Source organism: Mixta mediterraneensis (assembly GCF_030283135.1).
Taxonomy (GTDB): domain Bacteria; phylum Pseudomonadota; class Gammaproteobacteria; order Enterobacterales; family Enterobacteriaceae; genus Pantoea; species Pantoea mediterraneensis.
Window position 1 is genome coordinate 15,467 of sequence record NZ_JASUAZ010000008.1, and the last position, 15,965, is coordinate 31,431.

Consider the following 15,965-nt stretch of genomic DNA (forward strand, 5'->3'; position numbering starts at 1 on the left):
CTTGTAATGTCTGATGTGGGCTTATCGGTCATTCACGATGATAAGGATGATTTGCCGTAATGCTCCATGCACGATAAAGACTCTCCGCAACCAGCACGCGCACCAGCGGATGGGGGAGCGTTAATGCTGAAAGCGACCAACGCTGTTCTGCCGCAGCTTTACAGGCCGGAGCCAGGCCTTCAGGGCCGCCAATCAGCAGGCTGACATCACGCCCGTCCTGCTTCCAGCGCTCCAGCTGCTGTGCCAGTTGCGGCGTTTCCCAGGAATGGCCGGGAATATCCAGCGTAACAATACGGTTGCCTTTGCCAACAGCCGCTAACATTGCTTCGCCTTCCTTTTCGAGGATGCGTTTGATGTCGGCATTTTTCCCACGTTTACCCGCCTGAACTTCAGTCAGTTCCAGCGGCATATCTTTGGGAAAACGACGCAAGTATTCCAGAAAACCGGACTGCACCCAGTCGGGCATTTTGGTGCCAACGGCAACGAGCTGCAGTTTCACTCGTTAGCTCCAGAGTTTTTCCAGTTCATATAACTGACGACTCTCTTCCTGCATCACATGCACGATAACTTCACCGAGATCAACGATAACCCAGTCGGCCGCATTTTTGCCTTCTACTGCCAGCGGCATCAGGCCCGCAGACTTAGATTCCTGCGCAACGTGATCGGCAATCGACGATACGTGGCGCGTCGATGTACCGGTGCAGATAATCATACAATCGGTGATGCTGGACTTGCCCTGCACGTCAAGTGCGACAATATCCTGGCCTTTAAGATCATCAATCTTATCAATAACGAACTCTTGGAGTGCTTTACCTTGCAAAAGGTTCCCCTTAAAACTGGTGATGGTGGGCTGACTAAAAGCCCGAATAGTGCACTGATTAACCGGTTCACTGACGAAATTGTTCGCAGAAAAAGTGCAGCCAAAAATCAAGCGGCGGAGTATAGCATGACGAGATCAGTCGCGATATAAGCCAGCGTGGTCGATATAGGCGATAACGGCAGCAGGTAATAAATCATCGCAGGGCTGATTCTGATGGCGCCGTTGGCGAATCTCAGTAGCAGAAATATCATACAAAGGCGTTTCTGCCAGCCAGATGCAGCCCGCGCTCCGCTGATGCAATTGCCGCACGTCATGGGTGAGGTGCTGCTCCAGCCAGCGCTGCATTTCTGGAGAATCCATGTTCGCTGCGTAGCCGGGACGTTTGCATACCAGCAGATGACATAACGATAACAACGCCTGCCAGCGGTGCCATTTCGCTACGGTCAGCAAAGAGTCCTGGCCGATAATAAATCCCAGCGGCTGCTGGTTGCCACGTTCGGCACGCAGGGCTTCCAGCGTCGTCACGGTCCACGATGGCGTGTCGCGTTGCAGTTCACGGGTATCAATCTCAAACAGCGGCTGCTGTTTGATCGCGCAGCGCAGCATATCCACGCGTTGCGCGGCACTGGCTTCTGGCTGAGGCCGGTGCGGCGGAACATTATTAGGTAATAAAGTAACGCGCTTTAATTCCACCTGCTGTGCCAGCGCTTCGACCGGACGGAGATGACCATAATGGATCGGATCGAAAGTGCCGCCAAACAGCGCGTGTAACTCAGACATACGCAAAACTCGCTGGAAAAGCACGGTGACAAATCAGCAACGACAGGGTCTCCAGCTGTGGCCAAACCGGTTGGCCGTAATCCTGTTTTAAGGTTAGCTCAATCTGCGTCAGCAGATGAATGGCGCGCTGTAAACGGGCCGCATCCAGCCGTTGTAATGCCTCGGTAAAAAGAGCCCGGCGGTTTTGCCAGATGCGTTGTTGATCCATCAGGCTACGCAGCGACTGTTGCGCCTGATGGCGTTGCAGGTGCAGCAGAGTCAGTAAGTCGCGTTGCAGCGTGCGTAATAAAATTACGGCTTCGCTGCCCTCTTTTTCCAGCTGATGCAGGATATGCAGCGCACGGCGACTTTTGCCCGCAAGCAAGGCATCCACCCAATGAAAAGACGTAAAGTGAGCGGCATCGCTCACCGCTTCTTCCACACGTGGCAAGGTTAATTTACCGTCCGGCCACTGAAGTGACAAACGCTCCAGCGCTTGTACCAGTGCCAGTAAATTTCCTTCATAGCAATAACAGAGCAGCTGGACGGCAGCGTCATCAACGCTGAGCTGCATGGCTTTCGCGCGACTGGCTACCCAACGCGGCAGCTGTGCCTGCTCGGGCGTCTGACAAGGAACCAGCACGCCATGCGCTGACAACGCCTTAAACCAGGCGCTGTTTTCCTGGGCTTTAGTCAGTTTTGCCAGACGACAAATAAGTAAAATATCGGCATGCAGCAGACCGGAAAGCTTAAGCAACTGCTCAGCCATTGCTGCGTTTGGGCCGTTTTCGGGAAACTGCAACGTGAGGGTTTGCCGTTGTGCAAACAGACTGAGCGCCTGGCAACTGGCGAACAGGCTTTCCCAGTCGGTTTGTGCATCCAGGGTGAAACTGAAGTGTTCTTCAAAGCCTTGCGCATTTGCCGTCGTGCGGATGGCATCGGCGCTCTCTTGCAACAGCAAGGGTTCATTACCTGCTAATAAATAGCAGGCGCGCAGCCCCTCACGAAGCTGCGCGCTGAGTTGTTCAGGATAAATCCTGATCATTGCAAACTGGTAGCAGAAGAAGAGGGCGCTTCCGCTGAGCCTTCACCTGGTACCGGAATAGACGATGCAGGTAATGTCTCTTTGTTGTTCAGCTGCGCAGCATGCACGGTCAGCAGTTTACGCACCAGCTGCTCGGCAGCTCGTTGGCGCATCTCCTGAATGATCATGTCCTGCTCGGCATCTTTTGCCAGCGCCGCATTCGGGTTATCGAAGAAGGAACGATAAACCGTGGTGCTGATTGGATAGATACCTTTACCAGGCAACAGAACCTGCGCGGTTACCGTCATCACCAGCTGATATTCTGCGGTAGTCCCGCTGATAAATACTGATGCGGTGTCACGACCTTGTCTTTCACCACCAAGGCGCAGTGTTGGAATATCGGCGCGGTTTTGCCTGGTATCTTCAACGAGGTTGACGTTGTTGAGACGCAGCTGCTGACGCACCGTACGTGCCAGCGGACCATAGGGATCGCCAGAATTAACAATCAGCGTTTTCAGCTCCGCTGGCACCTGGGTGGTGCCGCGTGGGTGAAAACCACAGCCAGCGGTGATCAACACCGCTAGCGTGACAAACAGCCTGATAATCGGATGTCGCACAGTTCCTCCTGAACTTAACCCACGACCAGGTTAAGCAGTTTGCCCGGTACATAAATCACTTTACGAATGGTAACGCCATCCAGATATTTCGCCACCAGATGTTCTTGCGCAGCGCGTGCCTGGACTTGCTCTTGGGTTGCGTCGGCTGGAACGGTGATTTTACCGCGCACTTTGCCGTTAACCTGAACTACCACTAACAACGAATCCTCAACCATTGCCGCTTCATCGGCTTCTGGCCAAACCGCATCGTCAATGTTGCCGTTACCCCCCAATGACTGCCACAGGATATAGCAGGCATGTGGAGTGAACGGATAGAGCAGACGCGTTACCGCCAACAGCGCTTCCTGCATCAGAGCGCGATCCTGTTCGCCTTCCTGCGGCGCGCGCGTCAGCTTATTCATCAACTCCATGATCGCAGCGATAGCCGTATTGAAGGTCTGACGACGCCCAACATCATCGGTCACTTTAGCAATGGTTTTGTGTAAATCGCGACGCAATGCTTTCTGATCATCGTCAAGTTGCGCGACGTCCAGCGCTACGGTAGCGCCTTTTTGCGTATGGTCAAACACCAGTTTCCATACGCGCTTCAGGAAGCGGTTAGCCCCTTCAACGCCCGATTCCTGCCATTCCAGCGTCATTTCGGCCGGCGAAGCAAACATCATAAACAGACGCACGGTATCCGCACCGTAACGTTCCACCATCAGCTGCGGATCAATGCCGTTGTTTTTCGACTTCGACATTTTGCTCATGCCTGCGTAGATCACCTCGTGGCCCTGATTGTCGACAGCTTTGGTAATGCGGCCTTTCTCGTCGCGCTCAACCGTCACATCAACGGGAGAAACCCAGTGGCGCTCGCCGTTTGCACCGACATAATAAAACGCATCGGCTAATACCATGCCCTGGCACAGCAAACGTTTGGCGGGTTCACTGGAGTTTACCAGTCCCGCATCACGCAACAGCTTATGATAGAAGCGGAAATACAGCAGGTGCATGATGGCGTGTTCGATACCCCCTACATACTGATCGACAGGCAACCAATAGTTCGCTGCCGCCGGGTCCAGCATCCCTTCGTTATAGTTAGCGCAGGTATAACGTGCGTAGTACCACGACGACTCCATGAAAGTATCGAACGTGTCGGTTTCACGCCGCGCGGGTTGACCATTAACCGTGGTTTTTGCCCAATCAGGATCGGCTTTAATCGGGCTGGTGATGCCATCCATCACGACGTCTTCCGGCAGGATAACCGGTAACTGATCTTCTGGTGTCGGCATCACGGTACCGTCTTCCAGCGTCACCATGGGGATAGGCGCGCCCCAGTAGCGTTGACGAGACACGCCCCAGTCGCGCAGACGGTAATTGATTTTACACACGCCAACGCCTTTCGCCGCTAAAGCCTCCGCGATAGCGTTAAAGCCGGTTGCGTGGTCCATACCACTGAATTCACCTGAATTAAACAGCGTGCCTTTATCGGTCATCGCCGCAACGCTGACATCGGGCTCGCTGCCATCAAGGTTCAGGATAACCGGCTTAACAGGTAAATGGTATTTAGTAGCAAATTCCCAGTCGCGCTGATCGTGGCCTGGCACTGCCATAACCGCGCCGGTGCCGTATTCCATCAGAACAAAGTTAGCGACCCATACCGGAATTAACTCGCCGGTCAGCGGATGAATAGCAGACAGGCCGGTAGCCATGCCTTTTTTCTCCATCGTCGCCATATCGGCTTCCGCCACTTTGGTGTTGCGGCATTCGGCGATAAAGTCAGCGAGGGCAGGATTATTTACTGCTGCCTGGGTGGCTAAAGGGTGGCCGGCAGCCACAGCGACATACGTGGCACCGAGAAAGGTATCAGGGCGCGTGGTGTAAACAGTGACTTTTTCTTCGCTATGGGCGACGTCAAAAGTGATTTCTACCCCTTCTGAGCGGCCAATCCAGTTACGCTGCATGGTTTTGACCTGCTCTGGCCACTCTTCCAGCGTATCTAAATCGTTGAGTAATTCCTCAGCGTAATCGGTGATTTTCACAAACCACTGAGGAATTTCTTTACGCTCAACCCTGGTATCACAGCGCCAGCAGCAGCCATCAATGACCTGCTCGTTCGCCAGTACGGTTTGGTCGTGCGGACACCAGTTCACTGCAGACGTTTTTTTATAAACCAGCCCTTTCTCGTATAGCCTGGTGAAAAACCACTGCTCCCAGCGATAGTATTCCGGCTGACAGGTTGCTAATTCGCGGCTCCAGTCATAGCCAAAACCCAGCAGTTTTAGCTGGTTTTTCATATAGGCGATATTGTCGTAAGTCCATGGCGCGGGTGCAGTATTATTTTTTACCGCAGCGCCTTCAGCAGGCAAACCAAATGCATCCCAGCCAATCGGCTGTAAAACATTTTTGCCGAGCATACGCTGATAACGCGCGATTACGTCGCCGATGGTGTAGTTACGAACGTGTCCCATATGTAGGCGGCCAGAAGGATAGGGCAACATGGAGAGGCAATAGTATTTTTCTTTACCTTCCTGCTCTGTCACTTTGAACGTTTCGTTTTCATCCCAGTGTTGCTGCACGCGGGATTCAATCTCTTCCGGGCGGTATTGCTCTTGCATGGCTGCCTGTGGTCCTTAATGAATATCACTTTGCTGACTTTAAGATCCGCATAGCATACCCATAAGGCTGCGTATCAACAACACCTCCCCGCCTTAGCTGGCGCGATTTCTCCATAAAGCGCCTGAGTCTTCACTCTTTTGCAATTCGTCTTTCAGACGACACGGCAAATATGACAAAACGACTAAACTTAATGCAGGCATTGAGCACAGAAAGGAGAATTAAATGAACAAAGTGGCTCAGGAATATCGGGAGTCGTTGGCGGTTTTGACCGATCGACTTCGCCACGGCGATCGTGACATTGATGGCTTAGTTGCCGCACGGCGCCGCCAGTTGCTTGTCAGCAGCAATCTTAGCGCAGGCGAAGTTGATCAGGCGCTGCTCTCAGTCCGGCGCGATTTAGAGGAGTTTGCGCGCAGTTATGCGGAAATTGAGCAACCACTAAACGACTCCGTTTTCATGAGGATTATCCGTGAAAGCGTCTGGAAAGAGCTGGCCGATATTACCGACAAAAGCCAGCTGGAATGGCGGGAAGTTTTTCAGGATCTGCACCACCATGGCGTATATCAAAGCGGGGAAGTGGTAGGGTTAGGTAATCTGGTGTGTGAAAAGTGCCATTTTACCCGCGCTATTTACACGCCGGAAACCCTGTCACGCTGCCCGGAGTGCGGGCACGATCAGTTTCAGCGACAGCCTTTTGAACCCTGAATGTAACCAGCGGGCCAGTGGCCCGCCTTTTTTAGTGCAGGATTTTAGCGAGGAAGTCTTTAGCGCGATCGGATTGCGGATTATTAAAGAAATCATCCTTATTGGAGTCTTCAATGATCTTACCTTCATCCATAAAGATAACGCGATTCGCTACTTTGCGGGCAAAGCCCATTTCATGAGTGACTACCATCATGGTCATGCCTTCCTGCGCCAGTTCGACCATAACGTCCAGCACTTCGTTGATCATTTCCGGATCAAGCGCTGAGGTGGGCTCATCAAACAGCATGGCGATCGGGTCCATACAGAGCGCACGGGCAATCGCCACGCGCTGTTGCTGTCCGCCCGACAGCTGGCCTGGAAACTTCTGAGCATGCGCGGACAGACCAACACGCGTTAACAGCTTTAATCCCTTATCACGCGCTGCAGCTTTGTCGCGCTTCAGCACTTTCACCTGCGCCAGCACCAAATTGTCAATAATACTGAGATGAGGAAAAAGTTCGAAATGCTGGAACACCATGCCCACCTGACTGCGTAGCGTCGCCAGGTTGGTTTTCTTGTTATTCACTTCAGTACCGCTGACGGTAATGCTGCCTTGCTGGATTGGCTCCAGGCCATTAACGGTTTTGATCAAAGTTGATTTACCCGAGCCGGATGGCCCGCATACCACCACGACTTCACCGGTTTTAACTTCGGTTGTGCAGTCGGTCAGTACCTGAAAATGACCATACCACTTAGAAACGTTTTTCAGGTTAATCATTTAAACCGTCCTTTTTCTTTTTAGATAACTGACTAACAGCGAAGCGCTCAGACTGATAACAAAGTAAACCAGACCAGCAAACAGAATCATTTCCACCTGGGTGCCGTCGCGTTCACCAATGGTGGATGCGGTACGGAAGAAGTCAGCCAGACTTAAGACATATACCAGTGAGGTATCCTGGAACAGCACAATGCCTTGTGTTAGTAATAACGGCACCATAGCGCGAAACGCCTGCGGCAGAATTACCAGACGCATTGCCTGCCATTGCGTCATACCCAGTGCCAGCGCGGCATTTGCCTGCCCGCGTGCGATGCTGATAATCCCGGCGCGGATGATTTCTGAATAGTAAGCCGCTTCAAACAGTGCGAACGCCACCATGGCTGAAATCAGGCGAATATCCGTTTTTGGCGAAATCCCCAGCACCTGCTGTAAAAAGCTCGGGACCACCAGATAAAACCACAGCAGCACCATCACCAACGGCACTGAGCGGAACAGGTTGACGTAGAGTTTGGCGAACCAGCTAATGGGTTTAAAAGATGACAGACGCATTACCGCCAGTAACGTGCCCCAGATAATGCCGAAGATTATCGCCGTGATGGTGATTTTGAAGGTAATGACCAAACCACTCATCAGGTAAGGCAGGCTGGGAGGAATAGAACTCCAGTCAAAATCGTACATTATTTTCCTCCCACGTTGCCCGGTAGACGGACTTTGCGTTCCAGCAGACTCATCAACAGCATAATGACCACATTAATTGCGACGTAAGCCAGCGTGATGGCCGTGAAGGATTCATAAGCATGTGCAGAATAATCGAGCAGCTTGCCCGCCTGGGCGGCCATATCCACCAGACCGATAGTCGAGGCAATGGCTGAATTCTTCACCAGGTTAAGCATTTCTGAAGTCATCGGTGGCACAACCACGCGATAGGCATTCGGCAGCAAGACATAACGATAAGTTTGCGGCAGCGTTAACCCCATCGCCAGGCCGGCATTTTTTTGTCCGGTTGGCAGCGACTGAATCGCAGCACGTACCTGCTCGCAAATTCGGGCAGCGGTAAACAGGCCAAGGCAGATAACAGAAGAGATAAAGAACTGAATGTTCGGGGCCAGTTCAGCTTTAAACCACATTCCGAGATTTTCACCAACCAGTTCTGGTGCCACCAGATACCAGAAGAAGAACTGGACAATGAGCGGAATATTACGAAACAGCTCCACGTAACAGGTGCCAATCGTCGATAACAGACGATTAGGGACGGTACGCAGAATGCCAAAGAATGATCCTACACAGAAGGCAATAATCCAGGCGCAACAGGAGACGGCAATCGTCACCTGAAAACCGGACCACAGCCAGCCAAGATAGGTGGTGTTACCGAACGGGGCTTGTTCAAGAAAGATGCCCCAGTTCCAATCGATACCCATAAACAGCTCCGGTAAAAAAGGGTAGCTAAGCTACCCTGAAGATTGATGAACGGCTTTTGTTGCCTGTTTCAGGGGAACGACCTGTTACAGGTTGTCTGTCCACGCCGCAGTTTCAGCAATCGAGAGGGCAGCGCGGCTGCCCTTATTATCATTGTTAATTCAATGCTTTGTCGTTTGGCTCTTTAAACAGCGCTTTCATGTCATCAGACAAGTCGAAGTTCATATTTAAATTCTTCGGTGGGATCGGCTGCTTAAACCAGGTGTCGAACCATTTTTCTGCCTGACCAGAAGATTGCGCTTTAACAATGGTGTCATCCACTAACGTTTTGAATTGCGGGTCTTCTTTACGCAGCATACAGCCGTAAGCCTCTTTCGACTGTGGCGTGCCTAAAATTTTCCAGTTGTCGGGCTTCTTCGCTTTTGCACGTTCACCTGCAAGCAGCGCATCATCCATCATAAAGGCCACAGCGCGACCGGTTTCCAGCGTACGGAAAGAATCGCCATGATCTTTAGCGCTGATAATGCGCATTTCCATTTTCTTCTCGTCATTCAGCTTATGCAGCAGAATTTCTGACGTGGTGCCCGATGTCACAACGACGGTTTTGCCTTTCAGATCGTCGAAGCCTTTAATCGGGCCATCTTTTTTCACCAGCAGACGTGTGCCGATGACAAAGATAGTGTCTGAAAACGCAACTTGTTTCTGACGTTCAAGATTATTGGTGGTTGACCCGCATTCAAAATCGTAAGTACCGTTCTGCAACAGTGGAATACGGTTTTGCGAGGTGATAGGGATCATTTTTACCTGTAAGTCAGGCTTGTTCAGCTTCGCTTTAATGGCATTCACGATGGCGTTGGAATAATCCTGTGAATAGCCGACGACTTTTTGCTGATTGTCATAGTAAGAAAAGGGAACTGATGATTCACGGTGCCCGACGACGATGACACCATTGTCATTAATCTTTTTCAGGGTGCCGCTGAGATCTTCCGCCTGGGCCGCTCCTGCTGCTGCGCTCAACAGCAGAAGAGATAATGCCACTTTGCGTATCTGCATGTTCCAACTCCTTCGTATGGAATTTGCACAGGGTATAACCTGTGCTGATTATGATGTTGTGTGTATTTCCTGCTGCTTTTCTTATCATCCCAGAGCGCAAACGCGCTCAGAATAGCCACTAACATAGCGAATCGTTAACGGAAGGAAACAAAAAAGTTTCTTTTTTGCGAGGTGATCCGCACCAAAAAAAGGCAAAAAAAGCGTTATGCACGAAGAGTGTGCAATAAAGCGATCCGGCCTGGTGCAAACTACCCGGCAATGCGTTATCAAAACCTACGGCTGCGAAAAACCCTGAAATAAATAGCAAACTTCGTGCCAAAATTTTTTCACAAAAATAACAGAAGTTAGGGTAAAGGAAGGAAACGGGGTGAGATGAGAGTAAAACGGCGAAGGAAATCTTCGCCGTTTTGGTGACGTGCAAACTTAACGGCGACGGCAGCGGAAAGCGAGAATCGCTGCCAGTACCGTTAATATCCAGACTGGCCAGACACCTGCGCGTGCATACGGTGTTTCACCGGTAGTTGGGGTGACGGTATCGGTTAACACGTTGCGGGTAAACTGCGGCAGGCTTTTCTCAACATCACCGTTAGCGTTTACCACGGCGGTGACACCATTATTAGTGCTACGCAACAGCGGACGGCCCAGTTCCAGTGCACGCATGCGCGCCATCTGGAAATGCTGCCACGGTCCAATTGAGTGGCCAAACCAGGCGTCATTGGAGACAGTCAGCAGAAAATTGGTGTCTGGGCGGAAATTCGCACGCACCTGCTCGCCCAGCACAATCTCATAGCAGATGGCGCTGGTCAGGTTATACCCCGCCACGTTGAGCTGTGGTTGAATATAGGCACCGCGACTGAAAGAGGACATCGGCAAATCAAAAAACGGGGCCAGCGGACGCAGTAAATCAGCCAACGGAACAAACTCGCCAAAAGGAACCAAATGGTTTTTCTGATAGCGGTTTGCGCTGAAATAGTTATAAGGCTGCTGACCGCCCAGGACGATCACCGTGTTGTAGTCATGATAATGGTTCTGTTCCAGACGCGAATCGACGATACCCGTGATCAACGCGCTACCGCGCTGGTGTAACTCGTTGTCCAGTGAGTGCAGGAAGGGCTGCTGATTACTTTCCAGGTCGGTGATAGCAGACTCGGGCCAGATAATAATCGGCGCTTTGCCCATGAGCGGCTGGCTCAGGCTGGTATAAATGCGCAACGTATTCAGAAGTTGTTGCGGATCCCACTTCATCGATTGCGGAATATTGCCCTGTACCAGGGCAACATCAACGCTGCGCTGTGGCAGCGGTTGATACCACTGGATATAACGCAGCGGCCACGGCAGCGCCAGCAGCACAATGGCAGCAATCAGGCTTTTACCGTTGCGCTGTTGTACGGCATGGGCCAGCAAGCCAGCAATCATCATCAGTAAAAAGGTCAGCGTTTCCACCCCCGCCAGGGGGGCCAGGCCCTTTAGTGGACCATCGATCTGGCTGTAACCAAATTGCAGCCAGGGGAAGCCGGTTAGCACCCAACCACGTAGAAATTCGGTGATTTGCCACAGTGCCGGCGCGGCCAGCGCCAGTCGCCATAACGTGGCTCGCGGCCAGAACCGGTTAAGCAAACCGGTAAACAGCGCGGGATAAATCGCCAGATAGGCAGCAAGCAAAATCACCAGAAATACGTTAACCGGCCCAGGCATGCCACCAAAGGTAGCGATGCTGACATAAACCCAGTTAATGCCGCTACCAAACAGGCCAAAGCCCCAGATAAAGCCAATGGCTGTGGCCTGCGGACGGGTTCGGTTGAGGGTCAGAATTTGCAGGCCAAAGAGCGAAAGCAGCGCTGCAGGCCAGAAATCATAAGGAGAAAACGCAAGGGTGCCAGCTGCACCCGTTATTAAAGCCAGCAGCAGGCGGACCCGCTGCCGCGAGTAAAGAGAGGCTAAAGCCATAAATTTATTCGTCATCCAGTTGAGGTTGCGGCGAATTTTCCGGAATTTTTACGTGAACCTGGATGATACGGCGGCTGTCAGCCATCGCGACTTTGAATTGGTAACCATCAATGTCAATGCTTTCCCCGCGTGCAGGCAGGTGGCCGAATGCCTGCATAACCAGACCGCCGATAGTATCGACTTCATCATCGCTAAATTGTGTGCCGAAAATCTCATTGAAATTTTCAATCGGCGTTAAGGCACGCACGGTGAAGGTCTGGCGGTTTAGCTGGCGAATATCACGATCTTCTTCATCATCATATTCATCTTCAATCTCGCCAACGATCAGCTCAAGGATGTCCTCAATGGTCACCAGACCTGAAACTCCGCCAAATTCATCAATGACAATCGCCATGTGATACCGCTGCGAGCGAAACTCTTTCAGCATGCGGTCAACGCGCTTACTCTCAGGTACGACAACAGCAGGGCGCAGCACTTTTTCTATGCTGAATGGCTCTGACTCGCTGCTCATAAATGGCAATAGATCTTTTGCCATCAGAATACCCTCGACATGATCCTTATCTTCGCTGATCACCGGAAAACGTGAATGCGCGGATTCGATGATGACATCAAGACATTCTTCGAGGTTTTGGTTGCGTTTAAGGGTAATCATTTGCGAGCGCGGGATCATGATGTCTCGCACGCGCTGTTCCGCAATATCCAGTACCCCTTCGAGCATGTCGCGGGTATCCTGATCGATCAGATCTTTTTGACTGGAATCGCGGATCAGCTCCAGTAGTTCGTCACGGCTTTTGGGTTCGCCGTGGAACAGTTGGTTGATCAACAGGGAAAAAAATCCCTTTTTACTACTGGGTGCATCGCTGTTTTGAGAATGGTCGTCGCTCATGGCGGTTTATGTAGATCTCTCGGGTGAGGGAATGGATCTGTCGGCGTTGCTGCCGACAGCGGTTTGACCTGAACTCAAGATTCAGGCGTCTTGTTTCTCCGAAATGTACGGATCGGGATAGCCAAGAGCAAGCATTATCTCGGTCTCGATTCCTTCCATTTCTTCAGCCTCTTCGTCTTCGATATGGTCGTAGCCCAGCAAATGTAACGTGCCATGCACTACCATATGCGCCCAATGCGCTTCAACAGTTTTACCTTGTTCAGCAGCCTCAAGCTCCACAACCTGACGACAAATAATCAGGTCGCCGAGCAGCGGCAACTCAATACCGGGCGGTGCTTCAAATGGAAACGACAGCACATTTGTCGGCTTATCTTTACCGCGATAAGTCAGATTAAGCTCATGACTTTCCGCTTCATCCACCAGACGAATAGTGACTTCGCTTTCTGGCTGGAAGGGCATGACGGCCGCTTCAAGCCAACGCTGAAAAAGCCCCTCGTCTGGTAAACCGTCGGTTTGCTCGCAGGCACGTTGAAGATCAAGGATGACCGAACTCATTTGCTCTCCTGCGTGACAGTTTGCGCGGCAAACGCTTCGCGTTTACGCTCTTCGGCCTGTTGAGCGCGATGTTTTTGATCGGCCTCTTCCCAGGCTTCATAAGCAGTCACGATGCGTGCGACAACAGGATGGCGAACCACATCTTCGCTGTGGAAGAAGTTAAAACTGATTTCCTCCACTTCAGACAGCACTTCTATGGCATGACGCAGGCCAGATTTGATGTGGCGTGGTAAGTCAATCTGCGTCACATCGCCGGTAATCACCGCTTTGGAGTTGAAACCAATACGCGTCAGGAACATTTTCATCTGCTCGATAGTGGTGTTCTGACTTTCATCCAGAATAATGAACGCGTCATTCAGGGTACGACCGCGCATATAAGCCAGCGGTGCCACTTCAATGACGTTGCGCTCCATTAACTTCTTAACGCGCTCAAAACCCAGCATTTCAAACAGGGCGTCGTACAGAGGACGTAAATAAGGGTCCACTTTTTGGCTGAGATCGCCTGGCAGGAAGCCCAGTTTTTCACCGGCTTCGACTGCCGGGCGGGTCAGCAGGATACGGCGAATTTCCTGACGTTCCAGCGCATCAACGGCTGCCGCCACTGCCAGATAGGTTTTCCCGGTACCTGCTGGGCCGACGCCGAAAGTGATGTCATGATCAAGAATATTAGCGATATATTGCGCCTGGTTTGGTGTGCGCGGCTTGATCACGCCACGTTTAGTTTTGATATTCACCACTTTGCCATAGTCCGGCACGCTTTCAGCCGTTTGTTCCAGCACGCGGCTTTCTTTAATAGCCAGGTGAATCTGTTCTGGCTCAATATCAGGAATATCGCCACGAACGGGAGCCGTATCGACATACAGTGTTTTAAGGATGTCTACCGCAGCGTTGACACACAGGGCGCGTCCTACCAGTTTAAAAAGATTGTCGCGACGATTGATTTCAATGCCCAGACGACGTTCCAGCTGTTTTACATTGTCATCAAATGGACCACACAGGCTCATCAGACGGCGGTTATCGGCCGGTTCAAGGGCGATTTCACGAGTTTCGATATTCAAACGAATCCTTTGGGTCACTCAGGGCCAGTTGAAAAGGTGTCTGACGCACCGTTTGGCTTAACCGGATGCACCATCACGAAATTATTTATATCGTAAAGCCTGGGCGCAAGCTTCAGAAATGATATTTGGGCGGCACTTTCAGAAACCAAGTGCAATAAACGGAAATTGACGGCAGCACTGCGCGTGCTGCCGCAAAGTAAGGCAGGTATCAAGGCTGGAACGTACCCACGCCGATTTCATTCTCTTTACGTGTTCGCGCAATGACGGACGCCGGGCTTTCTGTTATGCGCAGGCCCATCTCATCTTCGCCGCGAACCAGTTTGCCGCGCAGTGAATTGGCATAAACGTCAACGATTTCGACATCAACGAATTTGCCTATCATCTCAGGCGAGCCTTCAAAATTGACCACGCGGTTATTTTCGGTACGTCCTGATACTTCCATGACATTTTTGCGTGAGATACCTTCAACCAGAATACGCTGAACGCTGCCCAGCATGCGGCGGCTCCACGCCTGAGCCTGCTGATTGATGCGGTCTTGCAAAATATACAGGCGCTGCTTCTTCTCATCTTCACTGACATCATCTGGCAGGTCGGCGGCTGGCGTGCCGGGACGCGCTGAATAGATGAAGCTGAAGCTCATGTCGAAATTCACGTCGGCAATTAGCTTCATAGTTTGCTCGAAATCCTGTTGGGTTTCGCCTGGGAAGCCAATGATAAAGTCAGAACTGATCTGAATATCAGGACGTGCAGCACGCAGCTTACGAATAATTGCTTTGTATTCAAGCGCGGTATGCGCACGCTTCATCAGTGTCAGAATACGGTCAGCACCACTCTGGACGGGAAGGTGGAGAAAACTCACCAGCTCTGGCGTGTCGCGGTAGACTTCAATGATGTCATCAGTAAATTCAATTGGATGACTGGTGGTGAAGCGAATGCGGTCAATGCCGTCGATTGCCGCCACCAGACGCAGCAACTCAGCAAAGGTGCAAATTTCGCCGTCAAAAGTCGGACCGCGATAGGCGTTAACATTCTGGCCCAGCAGGTTAACTTCGCGTACGCCTTGCGCTGCCAGCTGGGCAATTTCCAGCAGAATATCATCGCTTGGGCGACTCACTTCTTCACCGCGCGTGTAGGGCACCACGCAGAAAGTACAGTATTTATTGCAGCCTTCCATAATGGAAACAAAGGCGGTTGGGCCTTCAGCGCGTGGCTCTGGCAGACGATCGAATTTTTCGATCTCCGGGAAACTAATATCAACGATCGGGCTTTTGCTGCCTCGTACACTGTTGATCATTTCCGGCAGGCGGTGCAGCGTTTGCGGGCCAAAGACAATATCAACGTAGTGCGCTCGCTGACGGATATGATCGCCTTCCTGCGACGCCACGCAGCCGCCGACGCCGATGATCAAATCAGGGTTACGCTCTTTTAAGGTTCTCCAGCGTCCTAACTGATGGAAAACTTTTTCCTGTGCTTTCTCGCGAATAGAGCAGGTGTTGAGCAGCAGAACATCCGCGTCTTCAGCCTCTTCGGTGAGCGTGTAGCCGTGCGTGCTGTTCAGCAAGTCAGCCATCTTTGATGAATCATACTCATTCATCTGACAGCCCCAGGTTTTGATATGCAGTTTTTTCGTCATCGAACTAGCCATTGATTCAGTGCAGTGAAGTGCAGGGCGCGTATTGTAATGCTTTGCTGCTGTTGTGACCAGTCTAAGGGCTTTTCTGATCGTGCCGGATTTTTTTCCGGTACACTTTGCCCTCATTGTCCCGCTCG

16 protein-coding genes are annotated in these 15,965 nt (G+C 51.6%); 1 reads left to right on the forward strand and 15 read right to left on the reverse strand.

Annotated elements, in window-relative coordinates:
• Positions 1-28: 28 nt before the first annotated feature.
• The 6 genes from rlmH to leuS form a co-directional block, all read right to left on the reverse strand.
• Positions 29-499: a 23S rRNA (pseudouridine(1915)-N(3))-methyltransferase RlmH gene (gene rlmH, locus QRY16_RS07390; RefSeq protein ID WP_193405044.1), complete on the reverse strand. Its 471-nt coding sequence runs from the start codon at positions 497-499 to the stop codon at positions 29-31.
• 3 nt (positions 500-502) lie between these two features.
• Entirely contained in the window at positions 503-820 is a 318-nt protein-coding gene (gene rsfS, locus QRY16_RS07395) for a ribosome silencing factor (RefSeq protein ID WP_193405045.1), read from the reverse strand.
• Positions 821-955: 135 nt separating this feature from the next.
• Positions 956-1,600, reverse strand: coding sequence for a nicotinate-nucleotide adenylyltransferase (gene nadD / locus QRY16_RS07400; protein WP_193405046.1), 645 nt, complete (start codon positions 1,598-1,600; stop codon positions 956-958).
• Positions 1,593-2,624, reverse strand: a complete 1,032-nt coding sequence (holA, locus tag QRY16_RS07405; RefSeq protein WP_289776148.1) for a DNA polymerase III subunit delta — start codon at positions 2,622-2,624, stop codon at positions 1,593-1,595. Before holA ends, nadD begins: the two co-directional genes overlap by 8 nt.
• The gene (gene lptE, locus QRY16_RS07410; RefSeq protein ID WP_289776149.1) at positions 2,621-3,220 is read right to left on the reverse strand and encodes an LPS assembly lipoprotein LptE; all 600 of its coding nucleotides are present in this window, start codon (positions 3,218-3,220) and stop codon (positions 2,621-2,623) included. Before lptE ends, holA begins: the two co-directional genes overlap by 4 nt.
• A gap of 14 nt (positions 3,221-3,234) precedes the next feature.
• Positions 3,235-5,817 (reverse strand): leucine--tRNA ligase, encoded by a 2,583-nt coding sequence (leuS, locus tag QRY16_RS07415; protein ID WP_289776150.1) that lies wholly within the window; start codon positions 5,815-5,817, stop codon positions 3,235-3,237.
• Positions 5,818-6,040: 223 nt separating this feature from the next.
• On the opposite strand from leuS, the gene QRY16_RS07420 reads away from it, so the two are divergent.
• Positions 6,041-6,523, forward strand: coding sequence for a zinc ribbon-containing protein (locus QRY16_RS07420; protein WP_289776151.1), 483 nt, complete (start codon positions 6,041-6,043; stop codon positions 6,521-6,523).
• 31 nt (positions 6,524-6,554) lie between these two features.
• Here the strand turns inward: QRY16_RS07420 and QRY16_RS07425 are convergent, their stop codons facing one another.
• From QRY16_RS07425 to miaB, 9 genes are all read right to left on the reverse strand, one after another.
• Positions 6,555-7,280, reverse strand: a complete 726-nt coding sequence (locus QRY16_RS07425; RefSeq protein WP_193405051.1) for an amino acid ABC transporter ATP-binding protein — start codon at positions 7,278-7,280, stop codon at positions 6,555-6,557.
• Positions 7,281-7,958 carry a glutamate/aspartate ABC transporter permease GltK gene (gene gltK, locus QRY16_RS07430; RefSeq protein WP_193405052.1) on the reverse strand — a complete coding sequence of 226 codons (678 nt, stop codon included), beginning with the start codon at positions 7,956-7,958 and terminating at the stop codon, positions 7,281-7,283.
• Complete coding sequence (locus QRY16_RS07435; RefSeq protein ID WP_289776152.1) at positions 7,958-8,698, reverse strand: amino acid ABC transporter permease; 741 nt, start codon at positions 8,696-8,698, stop codon at positions 7,958-7,960. Before QRY16_RS07435 ends, gltK begins: the two co-directional genes overlap by 1 nt.
• Before the next feature lie 154 nt (positions 8,699-8,852).
• A complete protein-coding gene (locus QRY16_RS07440; RefSeq protein ID WP_289776153.1) occupies positions 8,853-9,749 on the reverse strand; it encodes a glutamate/aspartate ABC transporter substrate-binding protein in 897 nt (298 codons plus the stop codon).
• 423 nt (positions 9,750-10,172) lie between these two features.
• Positions 10,173-11,696, reverse strand: coding sequence for an apolipoprotein N-acyltransferase (lnt, locus tag QRY16_RS07445; RefSeq protein ID WP_289776154.1), 1,524 nt, complete (start codon positions 11,694-11,696; stop codon positions 10,173-10,175).
• Between the two features lie 4 nt (positions 11,697-11,700).
• Positions 11,701-12,582: a CNNM family magnesium/cobalt transport protein CorC gene (gene corC / locus QRY16_RS07450; RefSeq protein WP_193405055.1), complete on the reverse strand. Its 882-nt coding sequence runs from the start codon at positions 12,580-12,582 to the stop codon at positions 11,701-11,703.
• An 81-nt stretch (positions 12,583-12,663) separates the two neighbouring features.
• Positions 12,664-13,137: an rRNA maturation RNase YbeY gene (gene ybeY / locus QRY16_RS07455; RefSeq protein WP_289776155.1), complete on the reverse strand. Its 474-nt coding sequence runs from the start codon at positions 13,135-13,137 to the stop codon at positions 12,664-12,666.
• Positions 13,134-14,195 (reverse strand): PhoH family protein, encoded by a 1,062-nt coding sequence (locus QRY16_RS07460; protein ID WP_289776156.1) that lies wholly within the window; start codon positions 14,193-14,195, stop codon positions 13,134-13,136. Before QRY16_RS07460 ends, ybeY begins: the two co-directional genes overlap by 4 nt.
• Positions 14,196-14,403: 208 nt before the next feature.
• A complete protein-coding gene (gene miaB, locus QRY16_RS07465) occupies positions 14,404-15,828 on the reverse strand; it encodes a tRNA (N6-isopentenyl adenosine(37)-C2)-methylthiotransferase MiaB (RefSeq protein ID WP_289776157.1) in 1,425 nt (474 codons plus the stop codon).
• Positions 15,829-15,965 lie beyond the last annotated feature (137 nt).

Coding starts and splice junctions, on each gene's coding strand:
- miaB (WP_289776157.1), bottom strand. CDS start 15,828: ATGACGAAAAAACTGCATATCAAAACCTGGGGCTGTCAGATGAATGAG.
- nadD (WP_193405046.1), bottom strand. CDS start 1,600: ATGTCTGAGTTACACGCGCTGTTTGGCGGCACTTTCGATCCGATCCAT.
- QRY16_RS07440 (WP_289776153.1), bottom strand. CDS start 9,749: ATGCAGATACGCAAAGTGGCATTATCTCTTCTGCTGTTGAGCGCAGCA.
- QRY16_RS07435 (WP_289776152.1), bottom strand. CDS start 8,698: ATGGGTATCGATTGGAACTGGGGCATCTTTCTTGAACAAGCCCCGTTC.
- QRY16_RS07420 (WP_289776151.1), top strand. CDS start 6,041: ATGAACAAAGTGGCTCAGGAATATCGGGAGTCGTTGGCGGTTTTGACC.
- corC (WP_193405055.1), bottom strand. CDS start 12,582: ATGAGCGACGACCATTCTCAAAACAGCGATGCACCCAGTAGTAAAAAG.
- holA (WP_289776148.1), bottom strand. CDS start 2,624: ATGATCAGGATTTATCCTGAACAACTCAGCGCGCAGCTTCGTGAGGGG.
- gltK (WP_193405052.1), bottom strand. CDS start 7,958: ATGTACGATTTTGACTGGAGTTCTATTCCTCCCAGCCTGCCTTACCTG.
- leuS (WP_289776150.1), bottom strand. CDS start 5,817: ATGCAAGAGCAATACCGCCCGGAAGAGATTGAATCCCGCGTGCAGCAA.
- ybeY (WP_289776155.1), bottom strand. CDS start 13,137: ATGAGTTCGGTCATCCTTGATCTTCAACGTGCCTGCGAGCAAACCGAC.
- lnt (WP_289776154.1), bottom strand. CDS start 11,696: ATGGCTTTAGCCTCTCTTTACTCGCGGCAGCGGGTCCGCCTGCTGCTG.
- QRY16_RS07425 (WP_193405051.1), bottom strand. CDS start 7,280: ATGATTAACCTGAAAAACGTTTCTAAGTGGTATGGTCATTTTCAGGTA.